This is a genomic window from Microbacterium sp. GbtcB4, assembly GCF_019091465.1.
Taxonomy (GTDB): domain Bacteria; phylum Actinomycetota; class Actinomycetes; order Actinomycetales; family Microbacteriaceae; genus Microbacterium; species Microbacterium paraoxydans.
The window spans coordinates 238,001-253,968 of sequence record NZ_JAGXJJ010000003.1 but is presented as its reverse complement, the minus strand read 5'-3'; the positions used below and the strand labels follow the sequence as shown (position 1 = coordinate 253,968).

Here is a 15,968-nt window from a genome sequence, read left to right as displayed (position 1 = left end):
TGAGTGGTCGGGCGCTCAGCGGCCGTTGACCTTCGGGGCGAACAGCTTCGCGATCAGGCGGGCGAGCAGGTTCAGCACCATGACGATGAGGATGAGGGTGAGGGCGGCGGCCCAGGCGCGCGCGACGGCGGCGTCCGGGCTCGTGCCCTGGTTCATGTACTGGTTGTATGCGAACACCGGGAGGGTCATCATCTGACCGTCGAAGATGTTCGTGTTGAGGCTCTGCGTGAAGCCGGCGGTGAGCAGCAGCGGGGCGGTCTCGCCGATCACGCGGGAGATGGCGAGCATGACCGAGGTCATGATGCCGGCGATCGAGGTGGGCAGGACGACCTTGAGGATCGTGAGCCACTTCGGCACGCCCAGGGCGTAGGAGGCCTCGCGCAGCTCGTTGGGGACGATCCGGAGCAGCTCCTCGCTGCCGCGCACGACGACAGGGGTCATCAGCACGGCGAGGGCGAGCGCGCCCATGAAGCCCATCGAGATCCCGGGACGGATCAGGAGGGCGAACACCGCGTAGATGAACAGACCCGCGACGATCGAGGGGATGCCCGTCATCACGTCGACGAAGAACGTGATGGCCTTGGCGATCTTGCCGCGGCCGTACTCGACGAGGTAGATCGAGGTCATCAGACCGACCGGCACCGAGATGATCGTGGCCGTGAGCGTGATGAGGACGGTGCCCCAGATGGCGTGCACGATACCGCCGCCGTCGCCGACGACGTTGCGCATCGAGTAGGTGAAGAACTCGGCGTCGAAGCGCTCGAGGCCGTTCGCCACCACGGTCCACAGCAGCGAGATCAGCGGCAGCAGGGCGATGAGGAAGGCCGTGGCGACGAGGGCCGTCATCAGGCGGTCGACGGCCTTGCGGCGGCTCTCGGCGATGGAGGAGATCACCGTGATGATCACCATGTAGAGCAGGATGCCGACGATGACGGTGCCCGCGATGTTGAAGTCCGCGAGCGGGGTGTCGGAGCCGGCGGCGGCGACACCGAAGACGGCGGCGGACACGACGAACGAGACGCCGAGGAGGGCCCACGGAGCCCACTTCGGCAGGCGGCCGGAGGTGAGGGCGGTGGTGCTCGCGGCGGGCGGAGCGCTGGTGAGGGCGGTCATGTCAGTTCGCTCCCGAGAACTCGGCGCGGCGGGCGACGATCCAGCGCGCCAGCGCGTTGACCGCGAAGGTCACGACGAAGAGGATGAGGCCGGTCGCGATCAGCGTGTTCACGCCGGTGCCGTGCGCCTCCGGGAAGGCGAGCGCGATGTTCGCGGGGATCGGCGTGGGGTTGGTGGCGGTGAGCACGAGGAAGCTGACGACCGCCGAGGGGGAGAGCACCATCGTCACGGCCATCGTCTCGCCGAGCGCGCGGCCGAGGGCGAGCATCGCCGCCGACACCATGCCGCCGCGGGCGAAGGGGAGGACGGCCATGCGGACCATCTCCCAGCGCGTGGAGCCGAGGGCGAGGGCCGCCTCCTCGTGGAGCTTGGGGGTCTGCAGGAAGACCTCGCGGCAGATGGCGGTCATGATCGGGATGCACATCACGGCGAGGACGAGGGCGGCGGTGAGGATGGTCTTGCCCGTCGCGGAGACCTGACCGCCGAAGAACGGCACCCACGAGGCGTTCTCGTTGAGCCACACGTAGATCGGCTGGAGCATGGGGGCGAGCACGAGGCCGCCCCAGAGGCCGAACACCACGGAGGGCACCGCGGCGAGCAGGTCGATGATGTAGCCGAGGAACGACGCCAGCCGCCGGTGGGCGTAGTGCGAGATGAAGAGCGCGATGCCGATGGCGATGGGGGCGGCGATCAGGAGGGCGATGAACGAGGCCCAGAGGGTGCCGAAGACGAGCGGCCAGACGTACACCCAGAACGACTCGCCACGGAGGATGTGGTTGTCGGTGGTGTCGAGCTGGAACGCCGGCAGGCTCTGGATGATGAGGAAGGCAGCGACGAGCGCCAGCACGATCAGGATGATGATGCCGGCCGCCAGCGCGGTGCCGGAGAAGACCCGGTCGCCGAGGCGCTGCTTGGCCTTGATCGGTGTGGGCGGCGCCGGTGTCGGTGCCGGTGCCGTTGTCGGCTCCTGCGCGGTCGTGCTCATGATCTCCCTGTTTCGGGCCGGGTGGAGATGGATCGGGTGCTGACCTGGCGGAGCCCCCGCGCCCGCTCGGGGACGCGGGGGCACCGTCGTCAGTGGATCGGCAGGATCAGCCGACCTGGATGAGGTCGATCGCGGCCTGAACCTGCTCGCGCAGGCCGTCCGAGATCGGGGCGCTGCCGGCGTTCTCCGCAGCGGCGTCCTGGCCCTCGGCGCTCGCGACATACGTGAAGTACTCCTTCACGAGCTCCGCGACGTTGCTGTCCTCGTACTGCTCGCAGCCGATGAGGTAGCTGACCAGGGCGATCGGGTAGGCGCCGTCCGCAGCAGCGGCCGGGTCGACGTCGAAGACGAGGTCGCCCTCACCACGGCCCTCGGCGAGCGGCGAGCCCTCGACGAGCTTCGCGGCGGCCTCGGCCGAGTAGGAGACGAAGTCCTCGCCGACTCCCACGGCGACCTGGCCGAGGCCGTCCGCCTGCGAGGCGTCGAGGAAGCCGATCGCACCGTTGCCGGCGGTGAGGGCCTGCTTCACGCCCGAGGTGCCCTGAGCGGCCTCGCCACCCTGGATCGGCCACTCGTCGGAGACCTCGTAGGTCCAGATGTCGGGGGCCGTCGCGCTGAGGTACTTGGCGAAGGTCTCCTGCGTGCCCGAGGGGTCGGAGCGGTGCACCGGCGAGATCGCCAGGTCGGGGAGCTCGACGCCGTCGTTCAGGGCGGCGATGGCCTCGTCGTTCCAGTTGGTGATCGTGCCGGCGAAGATGCCCGCGATCGTGGCGGCGTCGAGGTTCAGCGTGTCGATGCCCTCGAGGTTGAAGGCGACGGCGACGGGGGAGATGTAGAGGGGGACCTCGACGATGTCGTCGGTGGTGCAGGCGCCGAAGCCGCCGGCGGCGATCTCCTCGTCGTTGAACGCGCGGTCGGAGCCGATGAAGTTGCTGCCGCCCTCGAGGAAGTTCTCGCGGCCGGTGCCCGAGCCGGTGGGCTCGTAGTTGACCGTCACATCGGGGTTGGCCGTCTGGAAGGCGGCGACCCAGGCCTCCTGGGCTGCGGTCTGCGACGACGCGCCGGTCGCGTCGATCGTGCCGGAGAGCGTGGACTCCGAGGGCTCTTCGCTGGAGCCGCCGGCTCCGCCTTCGTTCGCGGCACAGCCGGCGAGGGCGAGAGCGGCGACGGCGCCGATGGCGCCGATTCGTGCGATTCGGGAGATCTTCACTGTGGATCCTTCGATCTTGGAGGGGTGGGGCCCGGTGCAGGGCACACAGTGACGCTAGGGGCGACGGTTAACGAGACTCTCCCGCGCAGGTGAACGGCAGGTGAACGGCCGGCGACTCTCTGTCACCGATCCCTGTCACCGCGCGCCCTTTCGAATCGCCCACTTTGCGCCATTTCCGGCCCGGATGCAGCGAAGTGCGCGATTCGAACGTGGGGGAGGGGTCAGACCTTCGGGGCGTGGGTCTCGATCGAGATGATGCCGGAGCCGGGATTGGTAGCCGAGACGTGCACCACGGAGAACGCGCCGGTCTCCAGATCGGCGGCGCTGCCGACGTACGAGCCGTGCACCGTGCCGGTCGCGAGGGCGATCTCCGAGAGGAGCGCAGGCAGCACCGGGCCGTGGCTGCAGAGCACGGCGGGCTTGCCGGCGCGGATGCGGCGGCCGACGACGGAGCGGAGATCGGCGACGCCGTCCTCCCAGGCGTCCTGGCTCATCTTCTCGGTGAGGACCGGCTTGCGGTCCAGGGCCTTGGCGAGCGGCGTGACGGTCTGCACGCAGCGCACCGCGTCGCTGGTGACGATCTTGCGCACGCCGAAAGCGCGGAGCGGTCCGACGATGGCCTTGGCCTGGCGCTTCCCGCGGTCGGTGAGCGGCCGGGCCGCGTCCGCCTTGTCCCACTCCGAACGGGGCAGGGCCTTCGCGTGCCGGAGGGCGATCACCGGGAAGGTCCGCAGCACGCCGTCGTCGACGAGGGCCGCGAACGCATCGAGGATCTCGAGGTCGACGGGGTAGCTCAGCGCGGCACGGGCCTTCTTCACGCTGACCCACTCGAGGGCGGCGATCTCGCGGTTGGGCACGAAGGTCGACGCGCGGATCGCGGCGTCCGTCGCCTCGGCAGCCCAGTAGTGCACGACCTTCTGCTTGCGGGACGCGAGGTGATAGCGGCTGATCCCGACCGGCACGCCGAGGGCCACGCGGATGCCGGTCTCCTCGTGCACCTCACGGACGGCGGTCTCCGCGAGCATCTCGCCCGGGTCGACCTTGCCCTTCGGGAGGGTGACGTCGCGGTACTTCGTGCGGTGGATGAGCAGGATCCGCAGCTTGCCGTCGACCAGACGCCACACGACGGCGCCGGCCGCGTACACGGCCTTGTCCGCCCACTTCGCGTCGGCCGCGGACGGCGGGAGCTGGACCTGCCGCGCCGTCATCGAACCGCCCGCGCCCGACGACGTCGCTGGATCATCCCCATGGTCTTATCCTGCAGGTCGGTGAGCGGCTTGCCGTCGGCATCCACGGCGTGGCGCTCCCACACGCCGTCGCGGCCGAGGTGCCACGACGAGGTCCGGTCGTCCATCGCCAGGTCGAAGAAGGCGGTGAGCTCCTTGAGATGCGCGGGGTCGGTGACCCGCACCAGGGCCTCGACGCGCCGATCGAGGTTGCGGTGCATCATGTCGGCGCTGCCGATGTACACCTGCGGGTCGCCATCGTTCTCGAACGTGAAGATGCGCGAGTGCTCGAGGTAGCGGCCGAGGATGCTGCGCACGGTGATGTTGTCGCTGATCCCGTCGAGGTCGGGCCGCAGGCTGCAGATTCCACGCACCCACACGTCGACCTTCACCCCCGCGGCGCTGGCGCGGTAGAGCGCGTCGATGATCTCCTCGTCGACCATCGAGTTGACCTTGATGCGGATGTGCGCGGGCTTGCCCGACTCGGCGATCCGGCGCTCGGCGTCGATCAGCCGCACGAGGCCCTTGCGGAGGTGGAGCGGGGCGACGAGCAGACGCTTGAACTTCTTCTCGATCGCGTAGCCACTGAGCTCGTTGAACAGCCGGGTGAGGTCCTTGCCGACCTGGGCATCGGCGGTGAACAGACCGAAGTCCTCGTAGATGCGGCTCGTCTTCGGGTTGTAGTTGCCGGTGCCGACGTGCGAGTAGTGCTGGAGTCTGCCCTCCTCCTCGCGGATCACGAGGGCGAGCTTGCAGTGGGTCTTGAGCCCGACGAGGCCGTACACCACGTGCACGCCGGCCTTCTCGAGCTTGCGCGCCCACACGATGTTGTTGGCCTCGTCGAAGCGGGCCTTCACCTCGACGAGCGCGAGCACCTGCTTGCCGGCCTCGGCCGCATCGATGAGGGCCTGCACGACTGGGCTGTCCCCGGACGTCCGGTACAGCGTCTGCTTGATGGCGAGCACGTGCGGATCGCGGGCGGCCTGCTCGAGGAACGCCTGGACGCTCGTGGTGAAGGACTCGTACGGGTGGTGCACGAGCACGTCGGACTTCCGGATCGCCTTGAAGATGTCGGCACGGGTGTTGGAGCCCGTCGGCTGGAAGGCCACCGCGGTCGTGGGGAGGTGCGGCGGGTACCGCAGATCGGGGCGATCGATGCGAGACAGGTCGAAGAGGCCCCGCAGATCGAGCGGCCCGGGGAGGCGGTAGACCTCCTGGTCGGTGATGTCGAGCTCGCGCACGAGGAGGTCCATCGTGACCTCGTCCATGTCGTCGGTGATCTCGAGCCGGATCGGCGGCCCGAACCGGCGGCGCAGCAGCTCGGCCTCCAGCGCCTGGATGAGGTTCTCGCTCTCGTCCTCCTCGATCTCCACGTCCTCGTTGCGGGTGAGGCGGAACGCGTGGTGGTCGAGCACCTCCATGCCGGGGAAGAGATCGCCGAGGTGGTTGGCGATGAGCTCCTCGAGGCGGAGGAAGCGCTTGATCTCGCCCGTGGACGGCACCTCGACGAAGCGCGGCAGCATGGGCGGCACCTTGAGGCGCGCGAACTCCTGGCGGCCGGTCCGCGCATTGCGGATGCGGATGGCGAGGTTCAGGGAGAGTCCGGAGATGTAGGGGAACGGGTGCGCCGGGTCGACCGCCAGCGGCATCAGCACCGGGAAGACCTGCGCGCCGAAGTAGTCGGACAGCGCGCTGCGCTCGTCGTCGGTGAGATCCGACCACTCCGTGATCTCGATGCCGGAGTCGGCGAGGGCGGGGCGGACGAGCTTCGTCCAGGCGTCCGCGTGGCGGAGCTGGAGGGCGTGCGCTTCCCGAGAGATGTCGGCGAGGGCATCGACGGGGGAGCGTCCGATGTTGGTCGGCACGGCGAGACCGGTCATGATGCGCCGCTTGAGACCGGCCACGCGCACCATGAAGAACTCGTCGAGGTTGCTCGCGAAGATGGCCAGGAAGTTCGCCCGCTCCAGCTCGGGCAGCGACGGATCCTCCGCGAGTTCGAGCACGCGCTGGTTGAACGCGAGCCAGCTCAGCTCGCGGTCCAGATAGCGGTGGTCGGGGAGCTGCGAGTCCGGCGCCTCGACGGCGTCGTCGAAGTCGTCGTCTTCGGCGTCACCGAGTCCGGCGTCGGCGAGTGCGGGATCGATCATGGGGTACATCTAAGCACCGGCAGGTGTCGGGCGTGTGAACGGCGGTCAGCGCGAGCCGACCAGGCTGTCGTCCTCGTAGACGTTGAAGCGGTATCCGACGTTGCGCACGGTGCCGATGATCTGCTCCTGATCGCCGAGCTTGGCGCGGAGCCGTCGCACGTGCACGTCGACGGTCCTGGTGCCGCCGAAGTAGTCGTACCCCCACACCTCGCTGAGCAGCTGCTCGCGGGTGAACACCCGGGACGGGTGGGTGGCGAGGAAGTGCAGGAGCTGGAACTCCTTGTAGGTGAGGTCCAGCGGCCGCCCGTGGAGCTTGGCCGAGTAGGACTGCTCGTCGATCGTGACGCCGGAGGCCTGCACGCGCGCCGGTTCGGCGACCTCGTCCCGTCGCGCGAGCGCCAGACGCACGCGCGCGTCGATCTCCGCGGGGCCGGCGGTGGACAGCAGCACGTCGTCGATGCCCCATTCGCCGGACAGGGCGCTCATGCCGCCCTCGGTCACCACGAGCAGCAGCGGCGCATCCTGGCCGGTGGCCCGCAGCAGACGGCACAGCGACTTCGCCCCGACCAGGTCGTGACGGCCGTCGACGATGACGATGTCGTACTCCGGGGCATTGATCAGCTGCGCCGGCTCGGCCGGGATCTGCCGCGTGCGATGGCTCAGCAGCTCGAGGGCGGGCAGCACCTGCTCCGAGAGCGGAGCATTGGTCAGAACCAGCACCAGGGCCACGCGCACTCCTCACCGGCGGGGGGATCGACGCCGTGCCGCCATGATAGCGGCCACCGATGCGCAAGAATGGAGACATGTCAGAACCGGCACTCGCGCCCCGCAACGCCTTCACCGGCGTCATCGCGGTCTGGGCGACCGCGTTCGTCGGCAGCATCGTCATCGGGATCTTCGCTCCGGAGGAGTGGCGCATCCCCTGGATGCTGGTCGGCTTCGGCGCGGTGGTGCTGCTCTCCTTCGCCGTGCAGCTCTGGTACGGGCGCACGCAGGGCTTCATCTTCCGCGTCGCGAGCAGCGTGACCGGTGCGCTGCTGCTGATGGGGATCATCTCGGTCGGCTTCGGCCTGGCCGCCCTCATCCCCTCCTGACCCGGATCGCCGGGGGTAAGGTGGAGGTCATGGACATCATGGCGCTCGAAATCTTCTTCATCGGCCTGCTCGGCCTGGCGAGCCTCGCGATCGTTTTCGTGTCGGCCGTGGTGCTGCGCAACCTCTTCCGCGGCCAGCGCTGACGACATGATCGAACTCCCCACGGACCTTCCCGCCGACCTCGCCCCGCTGGCGTGGCTGATCGGCGTGTGGGAGGGGTCCGGGGTGATCGACTACCCGGTCGGCGAGGAGCGTCTGCAGGGCGAGTTCACCCATCGCGTCAGCTTCAGCCACGACGGGGGACCGTTCCTCAACTACGCGGCCACGGCGACCTTCGTCGGTGACGAGGGTGCGCCCGCCGTCCCGCTGACCGCCGAGTCCGGTTTCTGGCGCCTGGCGCGTCCGGCCGCGGCGACCGACGCGGGACCGGCGCTGCTGCCGCCGACGGCGACACCCGTCACCCGCACGGTCGACGACGTGGAGGCGCTGCGGTCCGACAACGGCGCGTTCCCGCTCGAGGTGTCGCTGGCGCGCTCGGACGGCATGCTCGAGTACTACCTCGGCGAGATCAACGGACCGCGGGTCGACCTCGCGTCGGACGCGATCGTGCGCGGCGCCGGTGCCAAGGACTACGGCTCCGCCGCGCGGATGTACGGGCTCGTCGACGGGCACCTGCTGTGGGCGTGGGACATCGCCGCCCTCGGCACACCTCTGCGGGCGCACGCCTCGGCACGTCTCGCTCGCGTCTGAACGGAGCACACCGTGAGCACCAGCGTCTTCGACGGCGTCCCCGGCGCGACAGCAGGGGAGCGCGGGATCGCCCACTTCGGCGATCCGTTCCGGGAGCAGCGCCGCCTCGCGGCCGGAACGGCGATCGCGCCCCTCGACGACCGGGCGGTCATCGAGGTGTCCGGCCCCGAACGCCTCCCCTGGCTCGACTCCATCACGTCGCAGGCGGTGGGTCATCTGCGCGCGGGGGAGAGCACCGAGCTCCTCGTCCTCGATCCGCAGGGACGGGTGGAGCACGCGGCCGGGGTCCTCGACGACGGCACCTCGACCTGGCTCCTGGCGGACGCCGGCGATGCCGAGGGTCTGGCGACCTGGCTGACGCGGATGAAGTTCCGCACCCAAGCCACGGTCGAGCTGCGCCCCGACCTCGCGCTGCTCGGCTTCGTCGACGGCGGTCCCGCGGCCGAGCGCGTGCGCGGCCTCGACGACGCGCCGATCTGGGTCGACCCGTGGCAGCAGGTCGCCGTCGGCGGCCATCAGTATGCCGACGTGGCCGCGCACCCCGGGGCCGACCTCGCCTGGCGGGTCGGCATCGTGCCCGAGGCGGCGGCGCGGGCGCTCGCCGCGGAGCTCGATCGGGAGGACGCCGCCGGTCTCCTCGCCGCCGAGGCTCTGCGCATCGCCGCCTGGCGCCCGCGGTGGGCGGCCGAGGTGGACGAGCGATCGCTGCCGCACGAGTCGGACTGGCTCCGCAGCGCTGTGCACCTGAACAAGGGCTGCTATCGCGGCCAGGAGACGGTCGCGAAGGTGCACAACCTCGGCCATCCGCCGCGGCGGCTCGCTCTGCTCCAGCTCGACGGCAGCGACGCCGTGCTTCCGGAACCCGGAGCCCCCGTGTTCGCGGGCGACGACGAGGTCGGGCACATCACCTCCTCCGCGCGGCATCATGAAGACGGGCCGATCGCCCTCGCCCTCCTGTCCCGTCGCGCCCCGATCGGTGATCTCGTCGTCCGGGCCGAAGGGATCGACGTCGCCGCGTCCCAGCAGATCATCGTCCCGGCCGATGCCGGCGCCACCGCGGACGTCCCGCGCCTGACGCGGCTGTCCCGCCGCCCGACGGCGCCCGATCCCCGCGACGCCGGCGTTTGAGCGGGGCGTCCGTCAGATCTCGACTCCCGGTCCGGCCGCCGAGCGCTGCGCGGCGAGCTCCCGGATCCGTGCTCGGGCCAGGAACCAGCCGCCGATGAGCGCAGGGATCAGCACGCCGAGGCTGGCGACCGTCCAGGTGCCCGTCGGATAGTCGAAGGCCATGAGCACGACGACGGACGCGAGGAACGCCAGCGTCAGATACGAGGTGTACGGTGCACCGAAGAGGCGGAACGACGGGCGCTCGACGAGGCCGCGCCGCGACAGCCGGTACAGCCGGAGCTGGCAGAGGATGATGGTCGCCCAGGCCGCGATGATCCCCAGCGCGGACATGTTGAGCACGATCTCGAAGGCCTGCCCCGGCACCACCGCGTTCAGCAGGACACCAGCGAGGGCGAACACGGCGGTGACGAGGATCCCCACGACGGGCACGCCGCGACGGCTCATCCGCCCGGTCGCGCGGGGTGCGGCGCCCGAACTCGCGAGCGAGCGGAAGACCCGGCCCGTCGAGTAGAGCCCGGCGTTCAGCCCGGAGACCGCGGCGGTGATCACGATGAAGTTCATGGCGCTGCCGGCCACCGCCCCCACGTCCGGCCCTCCCACGTGCGAGAAGAACGTCACGAACGGGCTCTCCCCGGCGCGGTACACCGTGTACGGGAGCAGCAGGGCGAGGAGCAGCACCGATCCGACATAGAACACCGCGATGCGCAGGATCACCGAGTTGACGGCCCGGGGCATCACCTTCTCCGGGTCCGCGGTCTCGCCGGCGGCGGTGCCGACCAGCTCGATGGAGGCGTACGCGAAGACGACCCCTTGCATCACGATCACGGCGGGGAGCACCCCCTCCGGTGCGAAGCCTCCGTGCGCTGCGAGCATGGGGATCCCCGTCGGTCCCTCGTCGGTCTGCCAGCCGGCCGCGAGGAACACCACGCCGATCACGAGGAACAGCGCCAGCGCGGCGACCTTCACGAGCGCGAACCAGAACTCCATCTCGCCGAACAGCCGGACCGAGACGAGGTTGAGACCGACGACGACGACCAGGGCGATCAGCGCGAGCAGCCACTGCGGCACGACGCGGAACGCCGACCAGTAGTGGACGTAGAGCGCCACGGCCGTGGAGTCGACGATCGCCGTCATGCCCCAGTTCAGCAGATACAGCCAGCCCGCGGCGAAGGCCAGTCTCTCACCGAAGAACTCCCGCGCGTACGAGATGAACGATCCGGAGGAGGGGCGGTGGATGACGAGCTCTCCGAGGGCGCGGAGGATGAAGAAGGCGAACACCCCGCACACCAGATAGGAGACGGCCAGCAGGGGTCCTGCCGCGTTCAGGCGTCCGCCTGCCCCCATGAACAGTCCAGTCCCGATCGCGCCGCCGAGGGCGATCATCTGCAGGTGCCGCGCCTTCAACGCGGTGCGGTAGCCGGACTGCTCGTGGGCGAAGTCCTGCGCCGACGTCAGGACGTCGCCGAGTCGCTCGCGGTCGTTCTCCTGTGCCTCCGCGGATCCTTCCGCCTTCGCGTTCTCGGTCGTCATCGCCTCTCCTGCCCTGGGAACGCATGGCGATCGAGTCGGCGCACGCGTCGGTACGGCCCGCCGCGTACGACGCTAGCGGTGCGCAGGCCCGTGAGGAGGTGCGCACCGGAATACAGCAGGGGTGTGTCCTCGCGGGGCGCCGTCAGGCCGGTGCCACGGCGCCCCACGGCAGGGTGAGCTCTCCCAGCCGCCACCGGCTCCGCCGGCCCTGCACAGGCCAGCCCTGCGCGCGCAGCGCCGTAACCGCGGCGAGGAAGCGCTGCGTGGCGCCGAAGGTCGACAGGGGAGCGGCGCGCTCCCACTCCCGGTCCAGCTCGACGAGCAGCGCGTGGATGCGCTCGCCGGGGACGTTGTGATGGATGAGGGCCTTGGGCAGCCGCTCCGCCACGATACTCGGGACCTCGAGCCCGCGGAGGCGGAGGGAGACGGTGAAGCGGAGCGGCGTGCCGCCGGGATCGACGTCGACCCAGCTCGCCACGCGCCCGATCTCGTCGCAGGTGCCCTCCACCAGGAGCCCGTCCGGCGCGAGGCGGTGCGCCATCGTCCGCCAGGCGGCGGCCACCTCGGCCTCGTCATACTGCCGCAGGACGTTCATCGCCCGGATGACGGCGGGGCGCCGACCTCCGGGGAGCGGTACCTCGAACCCGCCGCGGGCGAAGGAGACGCGGAGATCGGCGGGGAAGGGGGTCCGGCCGGCCCGGACCTCGGCGAGCTGCTGCTCCGCGGTGGCCACCCGGTCCGGGTCGAGCTCCAGGCCGCGCACCTCGGCATCCGGCCGCACTCGACGCAGCCGTGCGGCCAGCTCGAACGCGGTCACCCCGCTCGCCCCGAACCCGAGGTCGACGACGAGGGGGTCAGCCGCGCCTCGGAAAGCGGGGGAGGCGGCGATCCACCGATCGTTCCGACGCAGCCGGTTCGTCCCGGTCGTGCCGCGGGTCGGCCGACCGAGGGGAGATGACGCCATGCGTCCATCCTCCCTCCTCCGCCGCTGTGTCCGCTCCGCGCCCCCGGATAAACTGGCGGCATGACTGCGAAGCGCACCCTGATCCTGCTCCGCCACGGCCAGAGCGAGTGGAACGAACTGAACCTCTTCACCGGCTGGGTGGACGTCCGCCTGACCGAGCAGGGCAAGGGCGAGGCCCGTCGCGGCGGTGAGCTGCTCGCCGAGTCCGGCATCCTGCCCGACGTGCTGCACACGTCGCTGCTGAGCCGGGCGATCCAGACCGCCGACATCGCGCTGGATGCCGCCGACCGGCTGTGGATCCCGGTGAAGCGCTCCTGGCGGCTCAACGAGCGCCACTACGGGGCGCTGCAGGGCAAGGACAAGGCGCAGACGCTCGAGGAGTTCGGTCCGGAGCAGTTCCAGCTGTGGCGCCGCTCGTTCGACGTGCCGCCGCCCCCGCTGGACGACGCGAGCGAGTTCAGCCAGGTGGGCGACGCCCGCTACGAGGGCATCGACGGCGAGGTGCCGCGCACGGAGTCGCTCAAGCTCGTCATCGACCGTCTCCTGCCGTACTGGGACGCGGAGATCGCCCCCGACCTGGAAGCCGGCAAGACCGTCCTCGTGACCGCGCACGGCAATTCGCTGCGCGGCCTCGTCAAGCACCTCGAGGGCATCAGCGACGACGACATCGCCGGCCTCAACATCCCCACCGGCATTCCGCTGGTGTACGAGCTCGACGAGAACAACGCGCCGACGGGTCCCGGCCGGTACCTCGACCCGGAGGCCGCCGCCGCCGGTGCCGCGGCCGTCGCCGCCCAGGGCAAGAAGTAACCGAGACCCCGGTTTCACGCCGAGACCCCCTGCTGCAGTCGCCTGCAGCAGGGGGTCTCGGCGATAAGGCGGGGGCTCGGTCAGGCGTGGCCGAGCTGCTCCTGCTGCTCCACCGCGAGGGCGATGTCCTCCTCCTCGACGTGCCAGTCGCCCGTCGCGAGGTAGACGACCTTCTTGGCGACGGCGACCGCGTGGTCCGCGAAGCGCTCGTGGTACCGGCTCGCGAGCGTCGCATCGACCGTGGCGACGGCCTCGCCCTTCCAGTTGTCGCTGAGCACCTTCTCGAAGACGCTGGCGTGCAGCTCATCGACGTCGTCATCGGCGTTGCGGATGGCATCCGCGAACTTCAGGTCCTGGGTGCGGAGGAGCTCCGTGAGCGTGCGGGAGATCTCCACGTCGAGCTCGCCCATCTTCACGAACGTGCCCTTGAGGCCCTTCGGGATCGCGCGCTCCGGGAAGCGCAGGCGGGCGAGCTGGGCGATGTGCTCGGACATGTCGCCCATCCGCTCCAGGGACGCGCTGACGCGGAGCGCCGTGACGACGATCCGGAGGTCGCGCGCGACCGGCTGCTGTCGGGCGAGGATCTCGATGGCCTGCTCGTCCAGCGCGACCGCGAGCTCGTCGATCTTGGCGTCGTCGGCGATGACCTCCTCGGCCAGGGCGACGTCGCTCGTGGCGAACGCGCGGGTGGCCTTGTCAATGGAGACGGTGACGAGCTCGGCGATCTCGACGAGGCGGGACTGCAGGTCCTCGAGGGACTGGTGGAAGACTTCGCGCATGGTGGGCGCAACCTTTCGTTCGGATCCGGCTGACGGTCCAGCGCGGGGCGGCGGGGCGTCCGCAGGGGTGAGGACTGCGCGCGCGCAGGCCTGAAGCGATTGTCTGCTCCGAAGGTTAACGAACGGTGCCCGGCGAGTGAATAGTACGTCTCCGCTCCCCGGGATGGCGCGGAAACCCGCCGGATCGACGGTGAACGCGCTCTACGCTGGAGTCATGACCCTGCCGCAGCTCGCGCTGTCCTCCCTCGCCATCGGGTTGGCGATCGGGGTGGGCCTCTCCCTCCTCGTCGTCTGGGCCTATCGGGCGCGGGCGCGGGCGGAGGAGGAGACGTCGATGACGATCCCGCCCGGGATCACCGACGTGCTGCGCAGCATGGACGACGCCGCGTGCGTCGTCGACGTCTCCGGCCTCGTGCTCGCCACGTCGAAAGCCGCCGCACGGTTCGGGATCGAGGTCGGATCGACGCTCGAGAACCCGGAGCTCCGGCAGCTCGTGCGGGGCGTCCGCTCGACGGGGGAGACGGCGACCGAGTCGCTGCGCATCACCCGCGGCGGTCTCAGCCTCGACCCGCGCCTCGTGTCGGCCAGGGCGAGCGCGATCGGCACGCGCCTCGTGCTCCTCATCATCCGCGACGTGACCGAGCAGGAGCGCCTCGACCAGATGCGCCGTGACTTCGTGGCCAACACGAGCCACGAGCTCAAGACGCCCGTCGGGGCCGTGAGCCTGCTCGCCGAGGCCATCGAGTCCGCCGCCGACGACCCCGCCCAGGTGCGGGCGTTCGCGTCCCGGATCTCGGCGGAGGCGGGCCGCCTCGGTCAGCTCACCGGACGCATCATGAGCCTGTCCCGGCTGCAGGCGGAGGACGGGCTGACCGAGGTCGCCCCCGTCTCGATCGACGAGGTCATCGCCTCCTCGATCGAAGCCCACGTCGTGCAGGCCGACTCCGCCGGTGTGGAGCTCGCCCGCGGTGGAGACCGCGGCGTCTGGGTCCGCGGCGACGCGCAGATCCTCATCGAGGCCGTCGGCAACCTCATCGCCAACGCGATCGTCTACTCGCCCCGCGGCTCCCGGGTGGGCGTCGGGGTGAAGGCCGACGACGACGTCGTGGAGATCGCCGTGTCCGACCAGGGCATCGGGATCGCCGAGGCCGATCGCGAGCGCATCTTCGAGCGGTTCTACCGTGCCGACGAAGCCCGCTCGCGGCGCACCGGCGGCACCGGCCTCGGGCTGTCCATCGTCAAGCACGCCACCCAGCGGCACGGGGGAGAGGTGCGGCTGTGGTCGCGCCCCGGCCGCGGGTCCACGTTCACCATCCGCCTGCCTCGCATCGACGCCCCCGCGAACAGCGGGCAGGGCAAGAAGAGCAAGAAGAAGCGCGCACGCAAGGGCGCCCCCGCGACCGGGGCGACGCGCGTCCGAAACGGAGAGACCGCATGACCCGCATCCTTCTCGTCGAAGACGAGCCCGACCTCGCCGACCCCCTCGCGTACCTGCTGCGCCGCGAGGGCTACGAGGTCGAGATCGCCGAGGACGGTCCCGGTGCGCTGACGGCGTTCCGGGAGCGCGGCGCCGACATCGTGCTCCTCGACCTCATGCTGCCGGGGATGCCGGGGACCGAGGTGTGCCGTCAGATCCGCTCCACCTCGGCCGTGCCGATCATCATGCTGACCGCCAAGGACTCCGAGGTCGACATCGTCGTGGGACTCGAACTCGGAGCGGACGACTACATCACCAAGCCCTACTCGTCGCGGGAGCTCCTCGCCCGGATGCGGGCGGTGCTGCGACGCGTCGTGCAGGCCGAGGGCGAGTTGGACGAACGGGTGCTGGAGGGCGGGCGCGTCTCGCTCGACATCGATCGGCACACGGTGTCGGTCGCCGGCGAGCAGATCAACATGCCCTTGAAGGAGTTCGAGCTCCTGGAGGTGCTGATGCGCAACTCCGGCCGGGTGCTCACGCGGGGCCAGCTCATCGACCGGGTGTGGGGGAGCGACTACTTCGGCGACACCAAGACGCTCGACGTGCACATCAAGCGCATCCGCTCGCGGATCGAGGAGAACCCCAGCGAGCCGGTGATGCTCGTGACCGTCCGCGGCCTGGGGTATCGCTTCGAGGGCTGATGACAGACAGGAGAGGGGGGGCCCCCCCGGGGGCCGGCCCCCCCCCCTTCCCGGGGGTCCGGGCTCGGGGGGGGGGGGCGAGGGGGGCGGGCGGGGGGGCGGCGGGGCCCGGGG

Annotated in this window: 15 protein-coding genes; 6 read left to right on the top strand and 9 right to left on the bottom strand. The window is 70.5% G+C overall.

Annotated elements, in window-relative coordinates; translation table 11 throughout:
• Positions 1-15 precede the first annotated feature (15 nt).
• From pstA to KVS71_RS07130, 6 genes are all read right to left on the bottom strand, one after another.
• On the bottom strand, positions 16-1,113 hold the full coding sequence (gene pstA, locus KVS71_RS07155) for a phosphate ABC transporter permease PstA (RefSeq protein WP_060923076.1): 1,098 nt from the start codon (positions 1,111-1,113) through the stop codon (positions 16-18).
• 1 nt (position 1,114) lies between these two features.
• The gene (gene pstC, locus KVS71_RS07150) at positions 1,115-2,098 is read right to left on the bottom strand and encodes a phosphate ABC transporter permease subunit PstC (protein WP_060923075.1); all 984 of its coding nucleotides are present in this window, start codon (positions 2,096-2,098) and stop codon (positions 1,115-1,117) included.
• A gap of 106 nt (positions 2,099-2,204) precedes the next feature.
• Positions 2,205-3,308 (bottom strand): phosphate ABC transporter substrate-binding protein PstS, encoded by a 1,104-nt coding sequence (locus KVS71_RS07145; RefSeq protein ID WP_217584227.1) that lies wholly within the window; start codon positions 3,306-3,308, stop codon positions 2,205-2,207.
• Between the two features lie 221 nt (positions 3,309-3,529).
• Positions 3,530-4,516: an NUDIX hydrolase gene (locus tag KVS71_RS07140; protein ID WP_217584226.1), complete on the bottom strand. Its 987-nt coding sequence runs from the start codon at positions 4,514-4,516 to the stop codon at positions 3,530-3,532.
• A complete protein-coding gene (locus tag KVS71_RS07135; protein ID WP_025104296.1) occupies positions 4,513-6,681 on the bottom strand; it encodes an RNA degradosome polyphosphate kinase in 2,169 nt (722 codons plus the stop codon). Before KVS71_RS07135 ends, KVS71_RS07140 begins: the two co-directional genes overlap by 4 nt.
• 45 nt (positions 6,682-6,726) lie before the next feature.
• Positions 6,727-7,410, bottom strand: a complete 684-nt coding sequence (locus KVS71_RS07130) for a response regulator transcription factor (RefSeq protein ID WP_060923071.1) — start codon at positions 7,408-7,410, stop codon at positions 6,727-6,729.
• A gap of 74 nt (positions 7,411-7,484) precedes the next feature.
• Between KVS71_RS07130 and KVS71_RS07125 the strand changes: the two genes are divergently transcribed.
• The 3 genes from KVS71_RS07125 (at position 7,485) to KVS71_RS07115 (ending at position 9,653) form a co-directional block, all read left to right on the top strand.
• Entirely contained in the window at positions 7,485-7,775 is a 291-nt protein-coding gene (locus tag KVS71_RS07125) for a hypothetical protein (RefSeq protein WP_062636289.1), read from the top strand.
• Between the two features lie 147 nt (positions 7,776-7,922).
• The gene (locus KVS71_RS07120; RefSeq protein WP_217584225.1) at positions 7,923-8,525 is read left to right on the top strand and encodes an FABP family protein; all 603 of its coding nucleotides are present in this window, start codon (positions 7,923-7,925) and stop codon (positions 8,523-8,525) included.
• Between the two features lie 12 nt (positions 8,526-8,537).
• Positions 8,538-9,653 (top strand): folate-binding protein YgfZ, encoded by a 1,116-nt coding sequence (locus KVS71_RS07115; protein WP_217584224.1) that lies wholly within the window; start codon positions 8,538-8,540, stop codon positions 9,651-9,653.
• A 12-nt stretch (positions 9,654-9,665) separates the two neighbouring features.
• Here the strand turns inward: KVS71_RS07115 and KVS71_RS07110 are convergent, their stop codons facing one another.
• Complete coding sequence (locus KVS71_RS07110) at positions 9,666-11,183, bottom strand: amino acid permease (RefSeq protein WP_217584223.1); 1,518 nt, start codon at positions 11,181-11,183, stop codon at positions 9,666-9,668.
• Between the two features lie 142 nt (positions 11,184-11,325).
• Entirely contained in the window at positions 11,326-12,147 is an 822-nt protein-coding gene (locus tag KVS71_RS07105) for a class I SAM-dependent methyltransferase (protein ID WP_144882418.1), read from the bottom strand.
• A 60-nt stretch (positions 12,148-12,207) separates the two neighbouring features.
• Here KVS71_RS07105 and KVS71_RS07100 point away from each other — a divergent pair, with 60 nt between their 5' ends.
• Complete coding sequence (locus KVS71_RS07100; protein ID WP_217584222.1) at positions 12,208-12,957, top strand: phosphoglyceromutase; 750 nt, start codon at positions 12,208-12,210, stop codon at positions 12,955-12,957.
• 80 nt (positions 12,958-13,037) lie between these two features.
• Here KVS71_RS07100 and phoU read toward each other — a convergent pair whose 3' ends face one another.
• Entirely contained in the window at positions 13,038-13,736 is a 699-nt protein-coding gene (gene phoU / locus KVS71_RS07095) for a phosphate signaling complex protein PhoU (protein WP_025104304.1), read from the bottom strand.
• Positions 13,737-13,950: 214 nt separating this feature from the next.
• Between phoU and KVS71_RS07090 the strand changes: the two genes are divergently transcribed.
• Together KVS71_RS07090 and KVS71_RS07085 are read left to right on the top strand one after the other, a co-directional pair.
• Complete coding sequence (locus tag KVS71_RS07090) at positions 13,951-15,174, top strand: cell wall metabolism sensor histidine kinase WalK (protein WP_060921938.1); 1,224 nt, start codon at positions 13,951-13,953, stop codon at positions 15,172-15,174.
• Positions 15,171-15,854 carry a response regulator transcription factor gene (locus tag KVS71_RS07085; RefSeq protein WP_071328841.1) on the top strand — a complete coding sequence of 228 codons (684 nt, stop codon included), beginning with the start codon at positions 15,171-15,173 and terminating at the stop codon, positions 15,852-15,854. Before KVS71_RS07090 ends, KVS71_RS07085 begins: the two co-directional genes overlap by 4 nt.
• Positions 15,855-15,968 lie beyond the last annotated feature (114 nt).

Excerpts from the sequence above, each read along its gene's own strand:
- KVS71_RS07140 (WP_217584226.1), bottom strand. The coding sequence starts at position 4,516 with ATGACGGCGCGGCAGGTCCAGCTCCCGCCGTCCGCGGCCGACGCGAAG.
- KVS71_RS07085 (WP_071328841.1), top strand. The coding sequence starts at position 15,171 with ATGACCCGCATCCTTCTCGTCGAAGACGAGCCCGACCTCGCCGACCCC.
- KVS71_RS07125 (WP_062636289.1), top strand. The coding sequence starts at position 7,485 with ATGTCAGAACCGGCACTCGCGCCCCGCAACGCCTTCACCGGCGTCATC.
- KVS71_RS07120 (WP_217584225.1), top strand. The coding sequence starts at position 7,923 with ATGATCGAACTCCCCACGGACCTTCCCGCCGACCTCGCCCCGCTGGCG.
- KVS71_RS07105 (WP_144882418.1), bottom strand. The coding sequence starts at position 12,147 with ATGGCGTCATCTCCCCTCGGTCGGCCGACCCGCGGCACGACCGGGACG.
- pstC (WP_060923075.1), bottom strand. The coding sequence starts at position 2,098 with ATGAGCACGACCGCGCAGGAGCCGACAACGGCACCGGCACCGACACCG.
- pstA (WP_060923076.1), bottom strand. The coding sequence starts at position 1,113 with ATGACCGCCCTCACCAGCGCTCCGCCCGCCGCGAGCACCACCGCCCTC.
- KVS71_RS07110 (WP_217584223.1), bottom strand. The coding sequence starts at position 11,183 with ATGACGACCGAGAACGCGAAGGCGGAAGGATCCGCGGAGGCACAGGAG.
- KVS71_RS07090 (WP_060921938.1), top strand. The coding sequence starts at position 13,951 with ATGACCCTGCCGCAGCTCGCGCTGTCCTCCCTCGCCATCGGGTTGGCG.
- KVS71_RS07100 (WP_217584222.1), top strand. The coding sequence starts at position 12,208 with ATGACTGCGAAGCGCACCCTGATCCTGCTCCGCCACGGCCAGAGCGAG.
- phoU (WP_025104304.1), bottom strand. The coding sequence starts at position 13,736 with ATGCGCGAAGTCTTCCACCAGTCCCTCGAGGACCTGCAGTCCCGCCTC.
- KVS71_RS07135 (WP_025104296.1), bottom strand. The coding sequence starts at position 6,681 with ATGATCGATCCCGCACTCGCCGACGCCGGACTCGGTGACGCCGAAGAC.